At 70.7% G+C, this 22,242-nt stretch carries 22 protein-coding genes and 1 pseudogene; 12 read left to right on the top strand and 11 right to left on the bottom strand.

Annotated elements, in window-relative coordinates:
- Positions 1-75: 75 nt before the first annotated feature.
- Together HGB44_RS29575 and HGB44_RS29570 are read right to left on the bottom strand one after the other, a co-directional pair.
- Positions 76-567: a GNAT family N-acetyltransferase gene (locus HGB44_RS29575; protein WP_061081677.1), complete on the bottom strand. Its 492-nt coding sequence runs from the start codon at positions 565-567 to the stop codon at positions 76-78.
- A gap of 7 nt (positions 568-574) precedes the next feature.
- A complete protein-coding gene (locus HGB44_RS29570; RefSeq protein WP_061081676.1) occupies positions 575-847 on the bottom strand; it encodes a type II toxin-antitoxin system TacA family antitoxin in 273 nt (90 codons plus the stop codon).
- 325 nt (positions 848-1,172) lie between these two features.
- Here HGB44_RS29570 and HGB44_RS29565 point away from each other — a divergent pair, with 325 nt between their 5' ends.
- Positions 1,173-2,246, top strand: coding sequence for a lactonase family protein (locus HGB44_RS29565; RefSeq protein WP_061081692.1), 1,074 nt, complete (start codon positions 1,173-1,175; stop codon positions 2,244-2,246).
- Positions 2,247-2,344: 98 nt separating this feature from the next.
- On the opposite strand, the gene HGB44_RS29560 is transcribed toward HGB44_RS29565, so the two are convergent.
- A complete protein-coding gene (locus HGB44_RS29560; protein WP_231972513.1) occupies positions 2,345-2,674 on the bottom strand; it encodes a hypothetical protein in 330 nt (109 codons plus the stop codon).
- A complete protein-coding gene (locus HGB44_RS29555) occupies positions 2,671-2,889 on the bottom strand; it encodes a hypothetical protein (RefSeq protein WP_061081691.1) in 219 nt (72 codons plus the stop codon). Before HGB44_RS29555 ends, HGB44_RS29560 begins: the two co-directional genes overlap by 4 nt.
- Positions 2,890-3,310: 421 nt before the next feature.
- On the opposite strand from HGB44_RS29555, the pseudogene HGB44_RS29550 reads away from it, so the two are divergent.
- The 5 genes and pseudogenes from HGB44_RS29550 to HGB44_RS29530 all read left to right on the top strand — a co-directional run.
- Positions 3,311-3,418 (top strand): annotated as a pseudogene (locus HGB44_RS29550) (DUF397 domain-containing protein); the annotation flags it as partial.
- 231 nt (positions 3,419-3,649) lie between these two features.
- Positions 3,650-4,282: a biotin transporter BioY gene (locus HGB44_RS29545; RefSeq protein WP_061081675.1), complete on the top strand. Its 633-nt coding sequence runs from the start codon at positions 3,650-3,652 to the stop codon at positions 4,280-4,282.
- On the top strand, positions 4,282-4,962 hold the full coding sequence (locus tag HGB44_RS29540) for an energy-coupling factor ABC transporter ATP-binding protein (RefSeq protein WP_061081674.1): 681 nt from the start codon (positions 4,282-4,284) through the stop codon (positions 4,960-4,962). Before HGB44_RS29545 ends, HGB44_RS29540 begins: the two co-directional genes overlap by 1 nt.
- Positions 4,959-5,573, top strand: coding sequence for an energy-coupling factor transporter transmembrane component T family protein (locus HGB44_RS29535; RefSeq protein WP_061081673.1), 615 nt, complete (start codon positions 4,959-4,961; stop codon positions 5,571-5,573). The genes HGB44_RS29540 and HGB44_RS29535 overlap by 4 nt, the downstream gene beginning before the upstream one ends.
- Positions 5,574-5,706: 133 nt before the next feature.
- A complete protein-coding gene (locus HGB44_RS29530) occupies positions 5,707-6,687 on the top strand; it encodes a serine hydrolase (protein ID WP_061081672.1) in 981 nt (326 codons plus the stop codon).
- Positions 6,688-6,770: 83 nt separating this feature from the next.
- Here the strand turns inward: HGB44_RS29530 and fabG are convergent, their stop codons facing one another.
- Complete coding sequence (gene fabG / locus HGB44_RS29525; RefSeq protein ID WP_231972512.1) at positions 6,771-7,511, bottom strand: 3-oxoacyl-ACP reductase FabG; 741 nt, start codon at positions 7,509-7,511, stop codon at positions 6,771-6,773.
- Positions 7,512-7,851: 340 nt separating this feature from the next.
- Here fabG and HGB44_RS29520 point away from each other — a divergent pair, with 340 nt between their 5' ends.
- Both HGB44_RS29520 and HGB44_RS29515 read left to right on the top strand, forming a co-directional pair.
- Positions 7,852-8,349 carry an ATP-binding protein gene (locus HGB44_RS29520; RefSeq protein WP_026114864.1) on the top strand — a complete coding sequence of 166 codons (498 nt, stop codon included), beginning with the start codon at positions 7,852-7,854 and terminating at the stop codon, positions 8,347-8,349.
- 267 nt (positions 8,350-8,616) lie between these two features.
- Positions 8,617-9,465: a helix-turn-helix domain-containing protein gene (locus tag HGB44_RS29515; protein ID WP_168444203.1), complete on the top strand. Its 849-nt coding sequence runs from the start codon at positions 8,617-8,619 to the stop codon at positions 9,463-9,465.
- Positions 9,466-9,704: 239 nt separating this feature from the next.
- Here HGB44_RS29515 and HGB44_RS29510 read toward each other — a convergent pair whose 3' ends face one another.
- The 5 genes from HGB44_RS29510 to HGB44_RS29490 all read right to left on the bottom strand — a co-directional run bounded on the left by HGB44_RS29510 (position 9,705) and on the right by HGB44_RS29490 (position 14,882).
- A complete protein-coding gene (locus tag HGB44_RS29510) occupies positions 9,705-9,938 on the bottom strand; it encodes a DUF397 domain-containing protein (protein ID WP_061081670.1) in 234 nt (77 codons plus the stop codon).
- A 387-nt stretch (positions 9,939-10,325) separates the two neighbouring features.
- Positions 10,326-11,354, bottom strand: coding sequence for a metal ABC transporter substrate-binding protein (locus HGB44_RS29505; RefSeq protein WP_210752339.1), 1,029 nt, complete (start codon positions 11,352-11,354; stop codon positions 10,326-10,328).
- 212 nt (positions 11,355-11,566) lie between these two features.
- A complete protein-coding gene (locus HGB44_RS29500) occupies positions 11,567-12,238 on the bottom strand; it encodes a potassium channel family protein (protein ID WP_061081668.1) in 672 nt (223 codons plus the stop codon).
- 29 nt (positions 12,239-12,267) lie between these two features.
- Positions 12,268-13,719: a TrkH family potassium uptake protein gene (locus HGB44_RS29495; protein ID WP_061081667.1), complete on the bottom strand. Its 1,452-nt coding sequence runs from the start codon at positions 13,717-13,719 to the stop codon at positions 12,268-12,270.
- A gap of 242 nt (positions 13,720-13,961) precedes the next feature.
- The gene (locus HGB44_RS29490) at positions 13,962-14,882 is read right to left on the bottom strand and encodes a cation diffusion facilitator family transporter (RefSeq protein ID WP_061081666.1); all 921 of its coding nucleotides are present in this window, start codon (positions 14,880-14,882) and stop codon (positions 13,962-13,964) included.
- A gap of 117 nt (positions 14,883-14,999) precedes the next feature.
- Between HGB44_RS29490 and cmtR the strand changes: the two genes are divergently transcribed.
- The 4 genes from cmtR (at position 15,000) to HGB44_RS29470 (ending at position 20,842) form a co-directional block, all read left to right on the top strand.
- Positions 15,000-15,329 carry a Cd(II)/Pb(II)-sensing metalloregulatory transcriptional regulator CmtR gene (gene cmtR / locus HGB44_RS29485; protein WP_061081665.1) on the top strand — a complete coding sequence of 110 codons (330 nt, stop codon included), beginning with the start codon at positions 15,000-15,002 and terminating at the stop codon, positions 15,327-15,329.
- Between the two features lie 609 nt (positions 15,330-15,938).
- Positions 15,939-19,142 (top strand): efflux RND transporter permease subunit, encoded by a 3,204-nt coding sequence (locus HGB44_RS29480; protein WP_061081664.1) that lies wholly within the window; start codon positions 15,939-15,941, stop codon positions 19,140-19,142.
- A gap of 570 nt (positions 19,143-19,712) precedes the next feature.
- The gene (locus HGB44_RS29475) at positions 19,713-20,495 is read left to right on the top strand and encodes a SigB/SigF/SigG family RNA polymerase sigma factor (protein ID WP_394354066.1); all 783 of its coding nucleotides are present in this window, start codon (positions 19,713-19,715) and stop codon (positions 20,493-20,495) included.
- 176 nt (positions 20,496-20,671) lie between these two features.
- Complete coding sequence (locus HGB44_RS29470; RefSeq protein ID WP_168444201.1) at positions 20,672-20,842, top strand: hypothetical protein; 171 nt, start codon at positions 20,672-20,674, stop codon at positions 20,840-20,842.
- A gap of 133 nt (positions 20,843-20,975) precedes the next feature.
- On the opposite strand, the gene HGB44_RS29465 is transcribed toward HGB44_RS29470, so the two are convergent.
- Entirely contained in the window at positions 20,976-21,458 is a 483-nt protein-coding gene (locus HGB44_RS29465; RefSeq protein ID WP_061082281.1) for an ATP-binding protein, read from the bottom strand.
- Positions 21,459-22,242: the final 784 nt, after the last annotated feature.

Genomic DNA, 22,242 nt, shown 5'->3' with positions numbered 1-22,242 from the left:
GGCCGCGGCCGTCGGGGCGCTCCCCCCGGCCTACCGCGAAGGAGCCCTGCCCGGTTGATCGGGCAGGGCTCGTCGTCATTCGAGCGTCTTGGCGATGTCGCTCATCTTGCGGTACAGGCGCATGCTCCCGGGGATTCCGCGGAATCCGTGTTTCTCGTAGAAGGTGTACGCGTCCTCGTCCAAGGCGTCGACCGCGAGGAACCGGACCGCGAAGACCTGGTTGCCCGCCAGGGCCCGTTCGAAGGCGTCCACCAGCAGAACCGGGCCGAGTCCCTGCCCCTGGTAGCGGGTGTGCAGCGCCAGCCGCGCCAGCAGCACCGCGGGAATCCTGTGCATGCTGCCCCGGGCCAGGGACTCGGGCAGCTCCTCCCTCTCCAGGGTCATGGAGGTGAAGGAGTAGTAGGCCGCCACCTCCGTGCTGCCCTCCTCGCACCAGACGAAGGTGGCTGCGGTGTTGTTGGCCCGGGCGTGCAGCGCGCTTCTGCGCAGCCAGGAGTCCAGCTCCTCCTTCCCGCAGGAGAAGGAGTCGGTCTGGTGCTCTCGGATGAGGGGCTGGCAGACGAACACGGTTGGTTTACCTCTTCACTATGGAGCGGTGCTTGCGCACCGCGGAGGCCAGCTCCTCGATTGGCTGCGCGGGTTCCTCCAGGGACTCGACCATGGCGTCGAAGAACGCTGCGGGGACCTTGGTGGTCTGCTCGCGTTCCACGACCTCCTCGGCCGCCTCCCGGGCCACCCGGACGACGAACTTGGAAGTGGACTCGTGGCTGATGCGGGCCGCCTCGAGGAGCAGGTCCTTGTCCTCGGGCGTGAGACGGACTTCGATGCGTTCTGTGGCGGTACTCATGGGGCGTTTTCCTTCGTGCTGGGCGGGCCCCTCGACCGGCCGTGTCGGAAGCACGGGCGAGAGTGCAATCAATTGTACGGCACTTGTACGGGGGTATTCATGGGGATGTGATGTACCGAGGAGCCGAAGTTTCCGCTACGCCGGGCAGTCCTCCCGCTTCACGGGAAGGCCCTTCGAGGCGCCGGACCCGCCGGGTCCGCTCTGATAGTCGGGGACCAAGACCTGTAGCATGCGCCGTGGTCCTCAGTGGTGTAGACCACTGTCGGCGGACATCACAGGCGCGAGGGAAGCGAGGCCCCCGGTGGGCGAATCGGCGGACAACTCGATGGACGGCAAGCGGCTCCTGCTGGTGGGCACCTACACCCCCGACTCCGACCCTCCCGGGGAGGGCGAGGGGATCTACCGCGTCTGGTTCGACCCCATGACCGGCGAGATGACCGACGGCGGCGCGGCCGCCCACACCCCGGGTCCGTCCTTCCTGGCCTTCCGCGAGGACCCGCCCACGGTGTACGCGGTCAACGAGCGCGAGAAGGGCACCGTCACCGCCTTCCGGATCGACGGTGGCGCCGGGCTCACCGAGCTGGGCCAGTCCCCGACCGGCGGCGGGTCGCCCTGCCATGTGCTCACGCGCGGTTCCGAACTGGCGGTGACCAACTACGCCAACGGAGTGGCCACGCTGTACGCCCTGGCCGAGGACGGTTCCCTCGACGGAATCGTGGCGGAGTTCGCGCACTCCGGAAGCGGCCCGGTCACCGACCGCCAGGAGGGTCCGCACGCGCACAGCACCGTCGCCCCCGACGAGCACCACCTGCTGGTGGCCGACCTGGGCACCGACGAGCTGCGCGTTCTGCGCGGCGATGAGGAGGTCGGCGCCGTCGCCCTGCCACCGGGCACCGGGCCCCGGCACACCGCCGTCCTCGGCGAGTACCTCTACGTGGCGGGCGAGCTGGACTCGCGCGTGCACGTCCTGCGCTGGGATTCGGGCACCGGCACCGCCGAGCACCTGGGCTCCGTCGAGGCCACCGGCGAGGAGGCCGCGGGCGCGAACTTCCCCGCCGAGATCCTCACGAACGGCGACCACGTCTACGTGTCCAACCGGGGCGCGGACACGATCGCCACCTTCGCCGTCCGCGACGGCGGCGCCCGCCTGGAGCACGTCGCCAACACCCCTGCCGGAGGGCCGTGGCCGCGCAACTTCACCGTCGTGCGCGGCCACCGCGAGGAACCCGACCACCTGGTCGTGGCCGCCCAGAACGGCGACTCGCTGGCCTCGCTCCTCTTGGACCCCGACACGGGCGTCCCGGCCGACACCGGCCACCGGCTGCGCCTGCCCGTCCCCGTGTGCGTGCTTCCGGTCCCGATCACCCGCATCCGCCGCTCCGGGGCCGCGACCGCCTGACGGCGCCCCGCGTGACGGGCGCGGATGCATTCGCCTGATTGTGCGCGCTGGCCGCGGCCCGGGGACACCGGCTCCCGGGCCGCGGCCGTCACCGCCTGTCACCTACCGCTGGCCACCGCTCCCGACCGGTCCAGGAGGCACACGGCCCGGGACTCGGCGGCGGCCTCAGCTCCGTGTGCCACCGCCGCGCCTGGGGCGGGAACCGCCGCCAGCGGCCTGCTCGGTTGCGTCTTCTCGATCTCCGCAGCCAGATCCCGGGCGGTGTCACCGCTCAGCATCACCATGCGGCCGGTGTGCGCCGCCCAGTACTGGCCGGTCGCGCTGCCGTGCCAGACCGTCCACCCCCGCTTGCGGTAGGTGGCACGGAGGCGCCCCACCTCCTGGGGAACGGAGGCCTCCACGGTCTCCAGGGTCATGACCGCGCTCATACCGCACCGCCTTCCAGAGCCCGCAGCGCCTTCCGCGGTTCCTCGGAGCCTCCGCACACGACCAGCCCGGGCTGGCCGGTGGGGATGGTCCGGGCACTGGTCGCCACGAGGCGGGGTCGCCCCCGTCCTCCGTGCAGTTCGCAGACGAGGAGGTCGGGGAACTCCTCGCGCAGCGTCAGCACGGCCGCGCTCGGCCTCATGTGGTAGCCCTCCATGGTGCTCACCAGTCCTTCCGGGGGAGGGGGACCGCAGGGGCGACCGGAGCCAGCGGCTCGGGCACCCGCCACCGCAACTCGAAGAACATCCCAGGTCCGCGCAGGGATTGGAAGCTCCCCCACCGAGAAGAGAGGGCGTTGACCAGAACCAGTCCGCGCCCGCCCCCGGCGCGGGTGCCGGGGGTGACGACCCGGAGGGACGGGGCCCGTCCGTAGGCGTCGAGAACCTCCACGCGCAGCCAGCCGTGGAAGAGGAGCGCCCGGACGTAGAAGCCGCCGCGTCCCGCGCTGCCGACCGGGGCGTGCCTGACGTTGTTGGTCGCCAGAGTCGTGGAGCGTCCATCGCCAGGTACGGCACGAGTCCAGCTGCGGCGGCAACCAGGGAGGCCACTGTGTCGAGGTCGCTGAGACCGCCTCCCACCTTCACGTCCGCGACACCCAGAACCGCGCCCTCGGGCACCTCGCCTTCCCCTCCTCCGGCTGGGGCGCCCTCCTCTCCACCCTGCACGAGGACGGCACGCCTGCCTAACAGGCCGCCGGATACGTTGCCGGTGTGACACGAGTGCCGGATGGGGCGGGCTCATGCCAGACCCTCCCTCACCATCCGGATCCGCCGGACACCTCCGCGTGACCCCCGTCTCAGGCGACCTCCTACAACCCCGGGGCCCGCAGAACTGTGCGCCCCGCCCTTCGTCCTGGTCACCGCCATCACGGACAATGGGCAGAGACCCGCCTCCACGACCTCCCAGGGGAACCGCCCATGCCCACGACCAAGACCAACGTCCGCCACAGGGGCCTGACCGCCCGCGACCTCGCGCTCGTCGCCGTGTTCGCCGGGCTCATCGCCGCCCTCAGCGTCACCGTCGCCGTCCCGCTGCCGTTCTCGCCGGTGCCCATCACCCTCCAGACCCTGGGCATCATGCTCGCCCCCGCCCTCCTGGGCTGGAAGCGCGGCACCCTCGCGGTCGCCGCCTTCCTGGCGCTCGGCCTGGCCGGACTCCCGCTCTTCGCGGGCGGCATGGGCGGCGTCGGCGTCCTGGCCCGGCCCTCGGCCGGGTTCATCGTCAGCTGGGTCTTCGCCGCCCTGGTCATCGGCCTGCTCACCGATCTCCTGGTCCGCGGCGACCGGGGGCGCTACCGGTTCTGGGCGGGCCTGGCGGTCAACATCGTCGGCGGCATCCTCGTCATCTACGCGATCGGCGTCCCCTGGATGGCCGTCGTCATGGGCGACGGCGTCCTGGCCGCCGCCTACTCCATGGTGGCCTTCCTGCCCGGAGACCTGGCCAAGGCCGTGGTCACCGCGCTCATCGCCAGCGCCGTCTACCGCGCCTACCCGATCCCGCCCGCGGGCCGCCCCGTCGTGGAGGCCGGTACCGACCGCGGGGAATCCTGATGCTGCGCCTGGAGGGCGTCTCCCACTCCTACGACGACCGCGCCGTGCTGCGCGACGTCACCCTCGACCTCGCCGAGCACCGCATCGGCGTGATCGGGGCGAACGGATCGGGCAAGTCCACGCTCGCCCGCACCCTCAACGGCCTCGTCGTCCCCGACGAGGGCCGTGTGACGCTGGGGGAGTGGGACACCCGGCGCCACGCCAGGAGGATCCGGCGCAGGGTCGGCTTCGTCTTCTCCGACGCAGCCAACCAGATCATCATGCCCACCGTCGCCGAGGACGTGGAGATCGGCCTGCGCTCCCTGCGTCTGGGCCGGGAGGAGACCGCCCGCCGGGTGGACGCGGCCCTGGTCCGCTACGGGCTCGACGGCCACCGCGACCACCCCGGGCACCTGCTCTCGGGCGGGCAGAAACAGCTCCTGGCCCTGGCCTCGGTACTGGTCACCGAGCCCGAGGTGCTGGTCTGCGACGAGCCCACCACCCTGCTCGACCTGCGCAACACCCGCATGGTGCACCGGACCCTGGACGGCCTGGAACAGCAGGTCGTCCTGTTCACCCACGACCTCGACCTGCTCGACGGCTTCGACCGGGTCCTGGTCATGGACGCGGGCCGGGTGGTCTTCGACGGCGTTCCCGGCGACGCCGTGCCCCACTACACCAAGCTCATGGACGAACGGTGAGCACGGTCGGCCTCTACGTCCCCGGCACCGGGTTCCTGTACCGGATCCCGGCCGGGGCCAAGCTCCTCGCGCTGCTGCTGGCCGGTGTCGGCCTCGTGGTCTGGGCCGACCACCGGGTCGCCGTCGGCGCCCTGGCCGCCGCGCTCGCGCTGTACCCGCTGGCCGGTCTCCCGCTGGGGCGGGCCTGGTCCGCGCTGCGCGTGCTGTGGCCGTTCCTACTGGCCATCGGCCTGTTCCAGGTCCTGTTCGCGGACTGGCAGACGGCCCTGCGCCTGTGCGCCCAACTGGCCGCGCTCGTCCTGTTCGCCAACCTCGTCACGCTCACCACCCGCGTGCGCGCGATGCTCGACCTCTTCGAGCGGATGGCCCGCCCGCTCAGGCACGTCGGCGCCAACCCCGACCGGACCGCCCTCGTTCTGGCGCTCACCGTCCGCTCCATCCCGATGGCCGCCTCCGCCTGGCAGGCCGCCCGCGAGGCCTACCGGGCGCGGGGCCTGTCCGGCCGTCCCCACCTGCTCGTGGTGCCGGTCATCGTCCAGCTGCTGCGGATGGCCGACGCGACGGGGGAGGCCCTGGTGGCCCGCGGTATCGACGAGGACACCCAGCGCTGAGGATTCGCACACGGGAGCGGACGAAAAGAGGGGACCCGGTACCGATTCGGTATCGAGATGTTCGTATTCGCGACATTTCGCTGAATAATGGCGGTACTCCAGCCCATCCGCGTGTCAGCGAACCGGTGATAGCGTGCCCCGGCATCCCCCCGCCGACAACCGAGCCCGGGCCGTCGCCGTCGTGGCGGTCGTCCTCGCGGTGCTCATGGCCCTCGCCCTGCCCGGCGCCACCCCGGCCTCCGGGGCGGCACCGCCCCGCCCGGACCCCGCCCTGTTCCGCTCGCTGGTCTCCCAGAGCGCGTTCCCCGCGGTGCCCCTCGCGCCCGTCGACGCGCCCGAAGCCGGAGGACAGGGCCTCACCCCCGCCCAGCGCGAGGAGCTCACCGCGCGGATCGGGGCGATCGGGGAGGAGCACCCGGCCGACTTCGCGGTCGCCGTGCAGGACCTGCGCACCGGCGCCACCTTCAGCCACGACGCCAACCGGCAGTTCCCCACGGCGAGCCTGGCCAAGCTGACCATCCTCACCATGCTGCTGCTGCGCGCCGAGGAGGAGGGCCGCGACCTCACCGGGGCCGAGCGCTCCCAGGTCTCCCGCATGATCCGCTACAGCGACAACGAGGTCACCGACGGCCTGTACTCGCGGATCGGGTTCACCGACGGCTTCGTCCAGGGCGCGGAGACGCTGGGCTTCACCAACACCGACCCCCACCCGCGCGGCCGGTGGGGCGCCACCATGACCACCGCCGCCGACCAGGTGCGGCTGCTGCGCGCCCTCTACTGCGACGGGAGTCCGTTGACGGAGGAGGACCGGGCCTACGCACGCGGGCTGATGGAGTCCGTCGCCGCCGAGCAGTCCTGGGGGGTCTCTGCCAGCGCAGGCCCGGGCGACACCGTCGGGCTCAAGAACGGCTGGACCCCGCGCGAGGCCAACGGCGGCCTGTGGAACGTCAACAGCGTCGGCTACGTGGCCGGGCCCGGACGCGAGTACCTGATCGCGGTCCTGACCGACGGCAGCCCCGACTACACCACCGGTGTCGCCCTGGTGGAGGAGGTGGCGGCCGCGGTCACGGCGGCGATGGAGGAGGCCCGTGCCGCCGAGGAGCCGGGCGGATGACCCCCGGCGCCGTCCCCGGCCCCTCCGCACGTGTGCCCCGTCCGGAGGGCTCCGGACGGGGCACACGGTGGCTTCCCGGTCGGCTAGTCCAGCGGTCCGCCGGCGACGTAGAGGACCTGGCCCGACACGAACCCGGCCTCCTCACCGGTGAGGAAGGCGACGGCGTTGGCGATGTCCTCGGGCACACCCACCCGGCGCACCGGGATCTCGGCCTCCTTGAAGGCCTTCATGTCCTCGTACTTGACGCCGATGCGCTCCGCGGTCGCCCTGGTCATGGCGGTCTCGATGAACCCGGGCGCGACCGCGTTGCAGGTCACGCCGAACTTGCCCAGCTCGATCGCCAGGGTCTTGGTGAACCCCTGGAGCCCCGCCTTGGCCGCGGAGTAGTTGGCCTGGCCCCTGTTGCCCAGCGCGGAGGAGCTGGACAGGTTGACGATCCGTCCCCAGCCGCCCGCGGTCATGTGGGCCTGGGCGGCCCTGCTCATGAGGAACGAGCCCCGCAGGTGCACGTTCATCACGGTGTCCCAGTCCTCCACGGACATCTTGAACAGCAGGTTGTCGCGCAGGACACCGGCGTTGTTCACCAGGATCGCGGGCGGGCCCAGGCGCTCGGCCACGGTGTCGACGGCGGCGGTCACCTGGTCGGGGTCGGACACGTCGCAGCCCACGGCCAGGGCGGTGCCGCCCGCGGCCGTGACGCGGTCGACGACCTCCTGGGCGTCGGACTCCCTCAGGTCCAGCACGGCGACGGACCGGCCCTCGCGCGCCAGGCGCTCAGCAGCGGCGGCACCGATCCCACGGGCCGCGCCGGTCACAATGGCCACACGGGGCGTTGGTGACATGGGATTACCTCCAAGAATTCGCGTGGTGGGCGCGAGAAGATCCTATCCACATGCCAACCGGTCGGTAGGTGGACGGGGTGCGTCCGGGACGGCCCCGCCCGCGAATAGGGCGGTCCGCGCCGACCCGCTTTACGGGTCGGCCGAAGTCGTCTCCCCGTTTGCCTGCACATCGTCGGGGCTTGGCCTACGATTGCCTGCAAGACGAAGATGCACGTGCATTCGAGTCGTGCAGGGGCACGAGCCAGACCTGCACGCGGACACGGTCCACCCCGGCCGTGTCACCGACGCCCACGCAGCGGTGCGTCAGGGAGGAGTGGAAGGCATGGAGTGCGCTGAGGCGGTGGCCGATCCGGCCGGTGGCTGGTGGCTCAAGGTCCTGACGCACGGTTCCCGCCGCTGGAACACCCCCGTATGCGGGGACCGGCACGACGCCGTCACGTGGAGCTTCGAGCCGCGCCCCCACTCGGTGGGGGCCGCGCGCGAGATTTCCGAGGCGCTTCTCCACGAATGGGAGATGCACTACTTGTCCAGCGATGTCGCGGTGGTTGTTTCGGAATTGGTCACCAATGCGCTCCGGCACGGTGGCCCTCTGCCCTTGACAGGGCAGAGCGACGGCGGTATTCAGCTCTCGCTCATGCGCAGCGGCAGCGAATTCATCTGCGCGGTTCGTGACGGTGGAGACCGGCTGCCGGAGAGAAGGGAAACCGATCTCGACCTGGAGGGCGGTCGGGGGCTTGCCCTGGTGAGTGCTTTCGCGCGAGAGTGGGGTGTGATTCCCACGCCGCCCGGCGGAAAGTTCGTTTGGGCGCAATTCGTGTGAGTCCCGGGGTTCCCGCCGGGCGCTCCGCCCGGTGCTTCCGGCGGCGCTGCCCTCCGGCGGCGCGGCCCCCCATGGAGGTGCTGGAGGGGTACCGGACCGGGACCCGAAGGCGCCACTGCTCTATCGTTCTATCGTGTACCTGTAGTGTCTTGTCCGCACGGCAAAGGTGTCCCGTCGCATGGATACCCTTGTGCGAGGAATGAGGGAGAGGCGGCGAACGTGGATATCGCTCGATTGCGCCAGGGGAGCGGCCCCACTGTGCGCCGCATGCTGATCGGGCACGAGCTGCGCCAGCTTCGCGAAGCGCGTGCTATCAGCCGGGAGGATGCCGGGAACAAGATTCGGGCATCGGCGTCGAAGATCAGCCGTATGGAACTCGGCCGGGTCGGTTTCAAGCTGCGCGATATCGAGGACCTCCTCAAGATGTACGGGGTCTCCGACCGCAGGAGGATCAAGGAAATCCTCGAAGTCGCGCGCGAATCCAACAAGCCCGGTTGGTGGAAGGAGTACGGGGAGTCACTGCACAAGTGGTTCATCCGCTACGTCGGCTTCGAGGAGGCCGCCGACCACATCCGCATCTACGAGTCCCAGTTCGTTCCGGGGCTGCTCCAGACCGAGGAGTACGCGCGGGCGGTCATCTCCGGCGGCGTGGAGACCGACGAGGTCACCGAGCAGCGCGTCGACGCCAGACTCAGGAGACAGAGGCGTCTGCGCACCGACACGAGTATGCGCATGTGGGTGATCCTGGACGAGGCCGCGGTCCGCAGACCCATCGGCGGACCGGAGGCCGGGCGCGAGATCATGCGCGGTCAGCTGGAGTGGCTCATCCAGCTCAGCAAGGAGTACGACAACATCACCCTCCAGATCGTCCCCTTCGCGGTGGGCGCGCACGCGGCCGAGGCGGGTTCGTTCACGCTCCTGCGCTACTCGGAGTTCGAGCTCGCGGACATGGTCTACCTGGAGCAGCTCACCGACGGCGAGATCATCGACCGCAGGCCGGTGGTGGAGGCCTACACCAAGGCCATGACCCGGCTCAGCGTCGCCGCGGCCACGCCGGACGAGACGTTGGAGCTGCTGGAACAGATGTTGGAGGACCTGGACAAAGCAGTCGACTGAGCAGCGGCGTGGGACGGGTGGAGGGGACCCGGAGCACGCGCTCAGGGATACGAGAGGCTCGCCGAGGCGGGCCTTTCCGGGTTTCGGGGCAGGTGCGCCCGGGCGGGCCGCCGCGAGCGTGCGGTCGTGGATGGGCCGGGGCGCGGACGCCGGGCCGGTGTCCGAAGAAGGGGTCACCGCCGAGCGGTAACCCCTCCTGTGTGCCATGGGGCCGAACGCGCCAGAGGGGACGAAGGACCCTAGCTGAGCAGGTTGTCGAAGTCCCCGTCCTTGGCGCCCAGGATGAGGCAGTCGATCTCCTCCTGGGTGTAGACCAGCGCCGGTCCGGTCGGGAACCGCGAATTGCGTACGGCGATGGAGCCGTCGCCGAGACGGGCCATCTCGACGCAGGCGCCCTGGGAGTTGCTGCGCCGGGCCTTCTGCCAGGCCGCCTCGGTGAGCTGGGTCGCGGGGATGCCGTTGTGTGCGGTCATGCTGCTCCTTTGTTTCGACGAGGGGAACGTCCGTGCTTATGCACTGCCAGATGCACGTGCATTGGCACCGACACGTTCACAAGCATAGCGTGACCCCCGCCACTTGTCCGGGGGTTTGGTGGTATGTAAGCGCCATGTAACCCGTGGCGTGCCCGTGTACCGTGCCCGCGTGGCCCGGGGCGGTTTCGGTCGGGCGGGAAGAGGGGAAGCGAGCGCGCGCATACCCCCTGCGCGGCGACGGGGGCGTGGGGTGCGAAAGCACGGAGACCCCGCCTGCCGGGAAAGCCGTCTCCCGGGAGGGCGGGGGGAGCGAAAGCGCGTCGGCCCCGTCGGCCGGGGCGGGTGCCCGGGGCCGACGGGGCCGGTGCGGTGGGACGGGCCGAGGGCTCAGGAGCAGGACAGCGCGGTGGTCAGCGCCTCCAGGTTGCCCCGCATGATGGACGGGTAGTCGTCGCCGGGGGAGTCCTCGGTGACGCCCTCCAGCGGGTCGAGCACCTCCACCTGGGCGCCGGTCTCGGCGGCGATGGTCTCGGCGGTCGCCGCGGGCATCAGCGGCTCGGTGAAGACCGTCCCGATGCCGCGCTCGTCGACGATGTCGGTGATGGCCGCGATCTGCGAGGGGGAGGGCTCGGTCTCGGGGTCCACCCCGCTGACCCCGATCTGCTCCAGGCCGTAGGCCTCGGTCAGGTAGGTGAAGGCGGTGTGCCCCACGACCACCTCGTCGTGCTCGCAGGAGGACAGCCCCTCCTCGTACTCCTGGCCGATCGCCTCCAGTTCGGCGGTCACGGCCTCCACGCCCTGCGCGTAGCCGTCGGCGCCCTCGGGGTTGACCTCGGCCATCCGGTCGCCGAGCGCCTGGGCGGTCTGGGCCATCAGGTCCACGTCCAGCCAGAAGTGGGGGTCGTACTCGCCGTGGTCGTGCTCTTCCTCGGCGGCGGCCTCCTCCTCGGAGTGCGCCTCGTCCTCCGCGTGGTCGTGGCCCTCCTCCTCGGCGTGCGCCCCGTCCTCCGCGTGGTCGTGGCCGTCCTCCCCCACGGGGTGCAGTTCCACGATGTCGGCGACGTTGAACGCGCTCTCGGAGGCCTCCTGCGCGATCGCCTCGTCCACGGCGGGCTGCAGGCCCTCCACGTAGAAGGCGATGTCGGACTCGCTGACCTCGGCCACCTGTCGGCCCGTGAGCTCCAGGTCGTGGGGCTCGGTGCCCGGCTCGGTGAGCTGGACGACCGCCACCCGGTCGCCGCCGATCCGCTCGGCCAGCCACTCCAGGGGGTAGACGCCGGTGACCACGGTCAGGTCCGCGTCGGCGGGGGAGACACCCGAGTCGTCCGCCCCCTCGCCGCCGCTTCCGCAGGCGGTGATCGTCAGAAGTGTCGCGGCGCCGAGGGCGGCGGCCCGCACGGTTGTCCCAGTTCGCATGGGTCAATTGTCGGGATAATGAAAACGGTTGTCAATTTGTCTGTTCGGAATGCGACGCGCGCACGCCGCCGGAACCGCTGTCCGCGGGCGCGCGGAGCGGGCGGCCGGGCGCGGAACCGACGGCGCCGGGCGCCTCCCCCCTGGCCTCCCCGTCCCCGGTTTCCACGGCACCGCAGCGGTTCCGGTCCTCTTCCGCCGCCGTGCGGCCCGGCTCAGGTGGACTCGGAGAAGCGCTCCACGTCGTCGGTGCGCCCTGCGACCACGATCACGTCGCCCTTGTTCAGCACCGTCTCCTGGGTGGCGTAGGTGAACTCCTCACCCATCCGCTTCACCGACACCACCGTGATCCCGTAGTGCTGGCGGACCCGCGTCTCGCGCAGGGTCTTGCCGATGAGCTCCTTGGGCGCCTTGGTCTTGCCCAGCGAGAAGCCCTCCTCCAGCTCCACGTAGTCGAGCATCCTGCCCGACAGCAGGTGCGCCACCCGCTCGCCCATGTCGTGCTCGGGCAGCACCACGTGGGTGGCGCCGACCTGCTCCAGGATGCGGCCGTGGCGGCGGCTCGTCGCCTTCGCCCAGATGTTGGAGACCCCCATGTCCACCAGCAGCGAGGTGGTCAGGATGCTCTCCTCCAGGTGGGTGCCGATGGCCACCACCGCGCTGTGGAACTGGCCGGCTCCCACCTGGCGCAGCGCCTCCTCGTCGGTGGCGTCGGCGATCACCGTGTGCGTGAGCGCGTCGGCGAAGGACTGCACCAGCCGCGGGTTGGAGTCCACACCCAGGACCTCCCACCCCCGGCTGACCAGCTCCAGGCCGAGTGAACTGCCGAACCGGCCCAGGCCGATGACCAGGACCCGCTTGTCGGTGAGTCTCCTGTGCTGCTGCACGGGTGTCCCTTCCTTCCCTCGGAGTGCTCTCAGCCGATGATCGGCCGCGCCTCGGCGAGATCGTAGCGCCGATGGTGGTCGCGGAAGGCCAACGCCGTGACGAAGGTGATGGGGCCGACCCGGCCCGCCACCATCAGCAGGGCCAGCAGGAACTGGACCCACGGCTCCAGCTCCGCGGTGATGCCCATGGACAGGCCGACCACGCCGACCGCCGACACCACCTCGAACATCACCGGCAGCAGGTCGAACGGGGTGGTGCGCACCAGCAGGACGGTGGTGAAGGCCACGACCGTCGCGGACAGGAACACCAGGCTCAGCGACTGCCGGATCACTCCGGGCGACAGCTGGCGCCCGTAGACGTGCACCTTGTCGTTGCCGCGGACCTCGGCCGCCACGACCAGGAAGATCACCGCCAGGGTGGCCACCTTGATGCCCCCGGCCGTTCCGGCGCTGCCGTTGCCGACGAACATCAGCATGATCGTCACCAGCAGCGTGGCGTCCTCCATCTTCCCGGTGTCGACGGAGTTGAGACCGCCGCTGCGCGGCATCACGCCGTGGAAGAAGCCGTCGACGAGCCGGGGCCACCAGTGCATCTGCCCGAGGGTCTGGGGGTTGTTCCACTCCATCAGGGTGACCAGCAGGGCCCCGCCCACGAAGAGGATCGAGGTGGTCGTGACGGTGAGCTTGGTGTGCAGGCTCCACAGGCGCGGGGTGCGCAGCTCGCGCCGCAGCTCCAGGAGGACGGGGAAGCCGATGCCGCCGAGGATCACCGCCAGGGCGATCGGCACCAGGACGAACGCGTCGCCGGAGAACCGCATCATGCTGTCCCCGTACAGGGAGAGCCCGGCGTTGTTGAAGGCCGAGATGGAGTGGAAGAAGCCCGAGTAGACGGCCTCCCCGAGGGACATGTCGTAGCCCAGCCACATCCTCGGCGTGATCAGCAGGAACGTCAGGCCCTGGCAGATGAGGAAGATGAGGGCCACCCGGCTGACCAGGCCGCGCACGTCGCCCACCCACATGCTCCGGGTCTCGGCCTGCACGGTCAGCTGCATGCGCAGCCCGAACCGGCGGATCATCGCGGTGCCCAGCAGCGAGGCCAGGGTCATGATGCCCATCCCGCCGACCTGCATGAGCGCCAGGACCACCCCCTGGCCGAAGGTGTTGAGGTCGTTGCCGATGCTGACCACGCTCAGCCCGCACACCGAGAGCGCCGAGGTCGCGGTGAAGAAGGCCTCGACGAAGCCCAGCCCCCGGTGGTCGGGCGTGGTCAGCGGGGTCATCAGCAGCGCCGTGCCCAGCAGGTCCACGACCACGTAGGCCATGAGGAACACGCGTGCGGGCTGGCGCCACGTGCTGGACTCACGGGTGGAGCTCAGTTCGCGGCGCAGCTTGTACGACAGCCTGGCCGCCCTGAGGGGCAGGATCGAGCCGCGCAGCCTGCGCAGGGCGCGCATCCCCGTTCTCAGCCGGTTCTCGCTCACCGCTGACCGCGGGTCGGGAAGGGTGCCACGGTGTCTCCTTAGCGTTCCTGGGCGCGGGGAGTCGTGCCAGAGGGTTCCGATGGTGGCACGTCGACGGCCCGTCCAGCATCGTAACGGTGCGGGGGGTGTGCCGGTGGCGCCCGAGGCGGTCTCCACCAGCGGGGACGCGGAGCCCGCGAGGATCCCGTGGCGCCGTTCCGCCGGGGACCGGTCGCGGGGCCCCGATCGCGCCCTGGCCCGGATCAGGCGTGGCGGGCGCCCTCGTGGTCGGCGTGGCCGGGCGGCTCCAGTTGCAGCGTGGAGTGCTCGACGTCGAAGTGGCCGGTCAGGCACTCGTGGAGTTCGTCCAGCATGCGGCCGCTGTCGCACAGGTGCTCCTCGGCGACCACCACGTGCGCCGACATCACGGGAACCCCGGAGGTGATGGTCCAGGCGTGCAGGTCGTGGACGTCCAGGACGGCGGGGTGCCCGAGCAGGTGGTCGCGGACCTCGCTCAGGTCCATGCCCTGCGGGGTGGCCTCCAGCAGGATGTGCACGGCCTCGCGCAGCAGTGCCCACGCGCGGGGCACGATGATCGCCGCGATGCCCAGGGAGACGAGGGTGTCCACCCGGTCCCAACCGGTCAGCCAGACGACGACACCGCCCGCGATCACCCCGGCCGAGGCCAGGGCGTCGCCCATGACCTCCAGGTAGGCGCCCTTGACGTTGAGGCTCGCGCGGGCGCCCGAGCGCAGGACGAACAGCGCTCCGATGTTCATGACCAGGCCGAAGGCGGCCACGGCGATCATGCCCGGCCCGGACACGTCGGCGGGCGTGCGGAGCCGCTCGACCGCCTCCACCACGATGAACCCGCACAGGACGAACAGCACCAGCGCGTTGACGGCGGCGGCGAGGATCTCCGCGCGCTGGTAGCCGAAGGTGCGCCTGCTGGTGGCGGGGCGTGCGGCGATCCACACGGCGACCAGGGCCAGGGCCACTCCGAAGGAGTCGGTGACGGTGTGCCCGGCGTCGGCGAGCAGGGCCAGGCTGTCGCTGAGCGCGGCACCGATCACCTGGACCACGGCGACGACGAGCATCATCCCGAGGACCACCGCCAGCCGCCTGCTGTTGGCGGCCCCGGCGGTGACACCGTGCCCGTGTCCGTGGTCGTGTCCCAGGCCCATCAACTCCCCCGTTCCGACGTCCTCTCCCGGAGCCGCGGTGCGCGGCACACATGGTTCAGCTTTCACTGTTTATACAGCCTACGCTGTCTATACAGCAAGCCATGTACAATGGTTTTCATGTTGACCTCCGAGCAGCGCCTGTCCGCCATCCACCGGCTCGGCCGCGCCCTGTCCGACCCCACCCGCTGCCGCCTCCTGCTGGCGCTCCTCGACGGTCCCCACTACCCCGCCGGACTGGCCGAGCAACTGGGGCTCACCCGGCAGAACGTCTCCAACCACCTCGCCTGCCTGCGCGACTGCGGCCTGGTGAGCACCTCCGCGCGCGGGCGCCAGGTCAGCTACGCGCTCGTGGACGACTCCCTGGTCCACGCGCTGGAGGATCTCCTGCGCGTGGTGTGGGGGACCGCGCAGCCGCACGAGGCCCCCGGGGAGCGGCGGCCCGCCTGAGCGCCGCCTCCAGGGAGCCGTGGCGCGCGGCTCCCCGACGTGCCCGCTCCGTCACCCCCGGTGCCCCTGCGCTCCACGTGTCCGGGGCCGTTTTCCGGTTGGCCGGAAGTTGCCACCGTGATGTCCGTTACAGGGCGATCCTCTTGCGCCGCCGCGGAAAGCCGCATTTCATCCCGACCGGCTCCGACTTACGGATGAGGACACCTACTTTGGTCAGAAACCGACCCTGACAGAAGGCTGACGCGTCCCTGAGACTTCCCTGAATCGTGTGGGGGATCCTCAAGTCCCGATATAACGCGACGTATGGTGAGTAGTGCGCCCGGCAGGTGCACGAGCCCCGGGAGAGACGGCTGACACGGCCGCCCCGCATCCGGGCGACCAGTCACCGGCCCCCGTCACCACACGTTCGAGCCCGGTCCCAGTACCGGCGGACGACTGTGTGCTGCCCCGGCGCGTACACGCGCTCGACGACCCACACATCACGGCCCGCCCCGTGTCCGCAGTGAACTAGGAGCGAGAACCTCTCATGTCCAGATCGGCCGCAAGGGCCCGCGCCGCGGGTCTCCCCCGGACGGGGACCGCTGCCACCAGCGTGGAAGGGACCCAGGTATGAACCGCGCCGCGGTCATGTCGCTCGGCAACCGGGCACTGGTCCTGCTCATCACCCTGGCAGTCCTCTTCTTCGGAGTCCTCGCAGCGGCGTCGGCCAAACGCGAGCTCTTCCCCGACATGTCCCTGCCGATGGTGATGGTCTCCGGCACCTACCAGGGGGCCGCCCCCCAGGTGGTGGAGAGCCAGGTCACCGAGCCGCTGGAACAGGCCGTCCAGAGCGTCCCGGGCGTCACCACGGTCACCTCGACCTCCAGCACCGGCTCCTCCCAGGTCACGGTCGAGTTCGACTACGGCCAGGACCAGGACGACCTCGTCCGCCAGACCCAGATCGCCGTCGACCAGGTCGCGGGCATGCTCCCCGAGGGCGTCGACACCAGCGTCATGTCCTTCAGCACGGACATGATGCCGGTCGTGATGCTCGCGGCGGGCGCCGAGGACGGCGACGACCAGGCCATGGTCGACCCGCTGGAGACCCACCTCATCCCCGAGTTGGAGTCCGTCGAGGGCGTGCGCTCGGCGACGCTCACCGGCGCGGTGGAGTCCGACGTGGTCGTCACGCCGGACGAGGACGAACTCGCCTCCAACGGCCTGTCCCCGCAGAGCCTCGTGGACGCCCTCCAGTCCAGCGGCCTGCTCCAGCCGGGCGGGGACGTCGAGTCCGACGGCCGCAGCCTGAGCGTGACCACCGGTGACCAGTTCACCTCGATCGAGCAGGTCGAGGAGGTCTGGCTCCAGCCCGCCGCCGCGGGAGCGGACATGTCCGCCGCGGCGCCCGGCGCGCCCCCGGCGGCCCCGGCCGAGCCGGTCCGGCTCTCCGAGGTCGCCGAGGTCGAGCTCGTCCAGGACGAGGCCGCCAGCCTGGCGCGCGTCAACGGCGACCCGAGCATCGGCGTCATGGTCATGAAGACCCCCGACGGCAACACCGTCGAGGTCTCCGAGGGCGTCCAGGCGGTCCTGGACGAGCAGGCCGACGTCCTGGGCGAGGGCATCGACATCAGCGTGGTCTTCGACCAGGCCCCCTACATCAACGAGTCCATCGTCGCGATGCTCGAAGAGGGCGGCATGGGCCTGCTGGCCGCCGTGATCGTCATCCTGGTCTTCCTGTTCTCGATCCGCTCCACCCTGGTGATCGCGGTGTCGATCCCGGTGTCGGTGCTGATCGGGTTCCTGGGCATGCAGGCGTTCGACTTCTCGCTGAACATGCTCACCCTCGCCGCCATCACCATCTCCATCGGACGAGTGGTGGACGACTCCATCGTGGTCCTGGAGAACATCCGCAGGCACCTGGACTACGGCAAGGAGCGGATGGCAGCGGTCAAGCAGGGCGTGCGCGAGGTCGCCGCCGCCGTGGTCTCCTCCACGCTCGCGACCGTCGCCGTGTTCCTGCCGCTGGCCTTCGTCGGCGGCCAGGTCGGCGAGATCTTCCTGCCGTTCGCGGTCACCGCCAGCCTGGCCCTGGTCGCCTCCCTGATCGTCTCCATCACCCTCATCCCGGTGCTGTGCTACTGGTTCATGCGCCCCAGGGAGATCGGGGACGCCACCCAGGAGGAGATCGAGCGCGAGGAGTACGAGCGGGAGGTGCGCAGCCCGCTCCAGCGCGCCTACCTGCCGGTCATCCGCTGGATCACCACCAAGCGCAGGACCGCCACGATCACCACGCTCATCGCCAGCGCCGCGATCTTCGGCGGCACGGTCCTCATGGCCGGCGGCATCGAGACCGACTGGATGGGCCAGTCCGAGGAGAACACCTACCAGATCGTCCAGGAGCTGCCCCCGGGCACGTCCCTGGAGGCCGCCGACGAGGAGGCGGCCAAGGTCGAGGAGGTCCTCGACGGCTACGCCTGGGTGGACTCCTACCAGACCAACGTCGGCGGCGGCGGTATGGCCGCGATGATGGGCGGCGGCGGTGCGGCCCAGGTGGACTACAGCATCACCGCTGACCCCGACACCGACCAGGCCCGCAACCGCGAGGTGCTGCGTACGGCCATGGAGGACCTGGACACCGAGTACGAGCCGCGCCTGAGCGCCATGGCCGCCATGGGCGGTTCGGGTATCGAGGTGCGGGTCAGCGCCGACGGCCAGGAGGCACTGGTCGAGGCCGCCGGAATGGTCGAGGACGAACTGCGCGGCATCGACGGCGCCGACGACATCGCCAACAGCATCGCCGAGTCCCAGCCCGCGCTGGAGGTCCGCGTCGACGGCGAGGAGGCCGCCGAGCGGGGCATGACCGAGGCCATGATCGGCCAGCAGGTCACCGCCGCCTTCAACGGGCAGAGCGTCGGAACCGTCACCCTCGACGACACGCGCCGCGACATGGTGGTCCGCGTCGACGAGGCGCCCCAGACCGTGGCCGAACTGGAGGACCTGCCCATCACGGGTCCGACCGGGCAGGCGGTCCCGCTGTCCGACGTCGCCGAGGTGGTGGAGGTGCAGCAGCCGCCGGAGCTCACGCGGATCGACGGCATCACCAGCGCCACCGTGTCGGCGAGCGCCACCGGTTCCGACCTGGGCGCGGTGAGCGCCGAGATCACGCAGGCCCTGGACTCGATGGACCTGCCAGAGGGCGCGACCGCGACCCTGGGCGGCGTCAGCCAGGACCAGAGCGAGGGCTTCGCGCAGCTGATGCTGGCGATGGTCGCCGCGATCGTCATCTGCTACCTGATCATGGTGGCGACCTTCAAGAGCCTGCTCCAGCCGCTCATGCTCCTGATCTCGGTGCCGTTCGCGATCACCGGTTCGCTGGGGCTGCTGCTGGTCACCGGTACCCCGCTGGGCGTGGCGGGCATGGTCGGCATGCTGATGCTCATCGGTGTGGTGATCACCAACGCCATCGTCCTGATGGACCTGATCAACCAGAACCAGAACAACGGGATGCCGCTCAGGGAGGCGATCGTGGAGGGTGCCCGGCACCGTCTGCGGCCCATCCTCATGACGGCGCTCGCGACCGTCGCGGCGCTGACCCCGATGGCCCTGGGCATCACCGGCGGCGGGGCGTTCATCTCCGCGCCGCTGGCGATCGTGGTGATCGGCGGTCTGGTGACCTCCACCGTGCTCACGCTGATCCTGGTCCCCGTCCTCTACCAGCTGGTGGAGTGGGGCAGGCAGCGCGGAGCGGCCCGCAGGCAGGCGCGCCGTGAGCTGCGCAGGGAGCGCAAGAGCGCGGCCGCCGGGTCCGAGCGCGCCAAGGAGCCGGTCGGCTGATCCCAGGCCGTTCCCGGTCGGGGGCGTTTCGCGCACGGCGCGGGGCGCCCCCTCGGCGTCGCCCGGGAGGACGGCTCCGCATGCCGCAGGGCGGTGATCGGCCACGTCGAGGCGAACATGAGTTCGATCATGAAAAATTCGGTAAAGGTGTTTTATGGGATGACTTGGCGGTAGGGGGCTGGTATCCGCGCCCGGCTCCCAGGGCGGGAAGGGTGCGGTCGCCGTGCCCCGTGGGCTTGTGGGGGCAGAAGTGCGGAGTGCTTCGCCCGCTCTTGCCTACGCCTAGTAATTGCGGGAGCGTCGAAAGTTATTTGTCGAACGACAACTTTTTTCGCTCCATCGCTTTTGAGGGCGTTTCTGGGGGAACGTACTTCCCGCACGGCGGTCGTCTCCCGCCCGTCCGGAGTTCCCGACAGAGTGTCGGGACCGGGGGCCGCGCCGCAGGTGCCGACAGGTGACACGAGCACACAGGGCAGAGCACCGGGGGGTCTCCTCTTGTCCGCGAACGCCGCGCGAAAGTCCCAAACCGTCGCAGACCACACAACCGTCATCCCCAGACCACGCAAACCGATGCCCGGCGAGGACGCCACGGCGGAGGAACTGCTGTCCGTACTCGGAGGGCTGGGGGAGGAGGACCCGCGGGCCAACGGGTTGCGTGAGCGGGTCATGGTCCTCTACCAGCCGTTGATCAACAAGATCGCGCGCCGCTACGGGGGCCGCGGCGAGCCGTTGGAGGATCTGAAGCAGACCGCGATGGTGGGGTTGGCCAAGGCCGTGCGCGGTTACGATCCGGCCCGCGGCAAGCCCTTCATCTCCTATCTGCTGCCCACGGTGACGGGGGAGATCAAGCGGCACTTTCGCGACCACACCTGGGCGGTGCGGGTGCCGCGCCGCCACCAGGAGAACCGGGTGAAGCTGCGCCGGGTGACGGGGGAGTTCCAGCAGGAGCACGCGCGTACGCCCACGATCGCGGAGCTGGCGCACGAGATGGGGCTGCCCGAGGCCGAGGTCAGTGAGCTGGCGCAGGTCTCGGAGTCCTACCGCTCCCTGTCGTTGGACGCGCCGGACTCCTCCGACGCCGACGGTCAGGAGGGGACGCGTCTGGAGGACCACCTGGGCAGTGAGGACGAGGGCCTGGAGCGGGTGGTCCAGCGCGAGTCTCTCAAGCCCGCGCTGGCGCGGTTGCCCGCGCGTGAGCGGGAGATCCTGCGGTTGCGGTTCTTCGGGGACCACACCCAGTCCGAGATCGCGGACCGGTTGGGGTACTCGCAGATGCACGTGTCGCGGTTGCTGTCGGGGGTGCTGGAACAGCTGCGCCAGGACGTCGGCGCGGCGTCGGAGGAACGCCGCTGAGATCTTCCGGAGGAGGCAGCGGGGGCCTTCCTCCGGACGCGGACGGGGCTCCCGCCCCGCACGGGCGCGGTCGAGCCCCTCCGCGAGCCCCCGCGGCCGGGGCGTTGAGGTCCTTGGCACTGCGTCACCGGAGCGGCGATTTGTGCTATCCGCGCACTCCAGGCAGGCTGCGTGACATGGACGAAACGAACAAGAGCCTCGACGACCTGGTCCGCGACGAGCTGGGCGAGGAACCGTCACAGGAGGCCAAGGACTACGCGCGCGAACTCTACGAGCGCTACCGGCTGCCCGCACCCGGCCAGGACGGCGGTGCGGCGGCGTCCCCGAGGACCGGCGCGGAGGAGTAGGCGGGCTCTCCCGGACGCGGCGGCGTACCGGCGCGGTCCCGGGCATCTCGTGCTCGGGGGCTCCGCTCCGCTTCGCTCCGTGTCCGGGAGGGCTCGGGCGCGCCCGCGGAAGCGGTCGGCGGCCGAGGCCGGGTCAGTCGGAGAGGACGGCCTCGTCGGCGTCCTCCGCCGAGGTGCCGCCGTCGCAGTCCCACACCAGTTCGAACCAGACCTTGCGGCCCATCCCGTCACCGCGGGGCTCGGTGCCCCACTTGCTGGAGAGCGCCTCGACCAGATCCAGCCCCCGGCCGTGCTCGGCGGTGTCGTAGGGGTCCCGGTGCTGGGGTTCGGGCGCCTCGGTCACGCTGCCCAGGTCCCGCACCTCCACCCGCGCCCACCCGGGGGCCAGGCGGACACAGACCTCGAACTTGCCGGTGGCCCGGCCCGAGGCGCTGTGCGTGATGGCGTTGGTGGCCAGCTCGCTGGTGAGCAGGGTCGCCGTGGTCAGCTCCGGTGAGGCGGACAGCTGCCGGGCGACGAACCTCCTCGCGTAGGCGATCTGGCTCGGCAGGCCGGGGAAGCGCCTCCGCGCCGGTCTGGAGGCGGTCTCTGTGCTGTACGGGGTGCGCTCTTCCATGGAACTCGCCGGACGTTGAAAGGGACGGGACGAAGACACCGGGACCTGGAGTGCGTCCGGCTGCGAGGAAACGGCCCCGGGGGTGGGGTCGTGCGTGTGGAGCGCGACGGGAGGACTGTGGGGTGCTGCGGTGTCACACATTGGGTTCACTCCCCGGGGACGTGTGTTCGCGGCGGGCATGGCGACGAGAGTGCCGGGCCCTCGAAGGCGTCCGTGCCCGTGGGACGGGTCACGGCGCGGGGTGGTCACACGGGCCCGGGCCCCCTGGGACAGGGAGGGGTGCGTCGGTGTGCCACACGTCACGCGCAAGGGCGGCGACAGGAGGGAGGAGGGAAGCCGCGAGACTTCCTCCGAGGCGGTGGTGGGGCCTGGGGACGGGCCGGGATGGTGGGTCATGTCGGGTGGCGGATGTGCCCTACGACACTGAAGGGCGTATTCGCGCTTAGCATACGCTCCGTGCCTCCCCGGAAACCCAGCTGACCTGGCTTGGCCAGGATAACCCCGGCTGAGCTGGAAAAAGGGGGTGTTCGGTCGGATCGCGGGGACGGCCGGGGGCGGATATGGGCCGTCTTTCGGAACTGGTGGGGCCTGTGAGCATGGATAACGATTAGGTGAAGCTCTCCGAAATTCTGGCGCTTCCCACGGCCCTGCGTCCTTGTGTTCGACCGCTCGGGGCGCGGGCACGCCCCTCCGCGCGTGCCTGCCCCGGACCCGGCGTCGAGACCGACCGCGCGGCGCACCCGGGCGGGGAGGGAGGCGTCCTCGTCGGCGGGGCCCAAGGAGG

The organism is Nocardiopsis alborubida (genome assembly GCF_012396365.1).
In the GTDB taxonomy this organism is placed as follows: Bacteria; Actinomycetota; Actinomycetes; order Streptosporangiales; family Streptosporangiaceae; genus Nocardiopsis; species Nocardiopsis alborubida.
Note: the sequence above shows the minus strand (reverse complement) of the source record. Positions and strands in the feature narration are given on the sequence as shown.

What these genes read in the sequence shown, in the direction of transcription:
- HGB44_RS29545 (WP_061081675.1), top strand. Translation starts at nt 3,650, where the DNA reads ATGCCCACGACCAAGACCAACGTCCGCCACAGGGGCCTGACCGCCCGC.
- HGB44_RS29480 (WP_061081664.1), top strand. Translation starts at nt 15,939, where the DNA reads ATGAACCGCGCCGCGGTCATGTCGCTCGGCAACCGGGCACTGGTCCTG.
- HGB44_RS29565 (WP_061081692.1), top strand. Translation starts at nt 1,173, where the DNA reads ATGGACGGCAAGCGGCTCCTGCTGGTGGGCACCTACACCCCCGACTCC.
- HGB44_RS29570 (WP_061081676.1), bottom strand. Translation starts at nt 847, where the DNA reads ATGAGTACCGCCACAGAACGCATCGAAGTCCGTCTCACGCCCGAGGAC.
- HGB44_RS29520 (WP_026114864.1), top strand. Translation starts at nt 7,852, where the DNA reads ATGGAGTGCGCTGAGGCGGTGGCCGATCCGGCCGGTGGCTGGTGGCTC.
- HGB44_RS29465 (WP_061082281.1), bottom strand. Translation starts at nt 21,458, where the DNA reads ATGGAAGAGCGCACCCCGTACAGCACAGAGACCGCCTCCAGACCGGCG.
- cmtR (WP_061081665.1), top strand. Translation starts at nt 15,000, where the DNA reads ATGTTGACCTCCGAGCAGCGCCTGTCCGCCATCCACCGGCTCGGCCGC.
- HGB44_RS29555 (WP_061081691.1), bottom strand. Translation starts at nt 2,889, where the DNA reads ATGGAGGGCTACCACATGAGGCCGAGCGCGGCCGTGCTGACGCTGCGC.
- HGB44_RS29515 (WP_168444203.1), top strand. Translation starts at nt 8,617, where the DNA reads ATGCTGATCGGGCACGAGCTGCGCCAGCTTCGCGAAGCGCGTGCTATC.
- HGB44_RS29475 (WP_394354066.1), top strand. Translation starts at nt 19,713, where the DNA reads ATGCCCGGCGAGGACGCCACGGCGGAGGAACTGCTGTCCGTACTCGGA.
- HGB44_RS29470 (WP_168444201.1), top strand. Translation starts at nt 20,672, where the DNA reads ATGGACGAAACGAACAAGAGCCTCGACGACCTGGTCCGCGACGAGCTG.
- HGB44_RS29505 (WP_210752339.1), bottom strand. Translation starts at nt 11,354, where the DNA reads ATGCGAACTGGGACAACCGTGCGGGCCGCCGCCCTCGGCGCCGCGACA.
- HGB44_RS29560 (WP_231972513.1), bottom strand. Translation starts at nt 2,674, where the DNA reads ATGAGCGCGGTCATGACCCTGGAGACCGTGGAGGCCTCCGTTCCCCAG.
- HGB44_RS29510 (WP_061081670.1), bottom strand. Translation starts at nt 9,938, where the DNA reads ATGACCGCACACAACGGCATCCCCGCGACCCAGCTCACCGAGGCGGCC.
- HGB44_RS29490 (WP_061081666.1), bottom strand. Translation starts at nt 14,882, where the DNA reads ATGGGCCTGGGACACGACCACGGACACGGGCACGGTGTCACCGCCGGG.
- HGB44_RS29540 (WP_061081674.1), top strand. Translation starts at nt 4,282, where the DNA reads ATGCTGCGCCTGGAGGGCGTCTCCCACTCCTACGACGACCGCGCCGTG.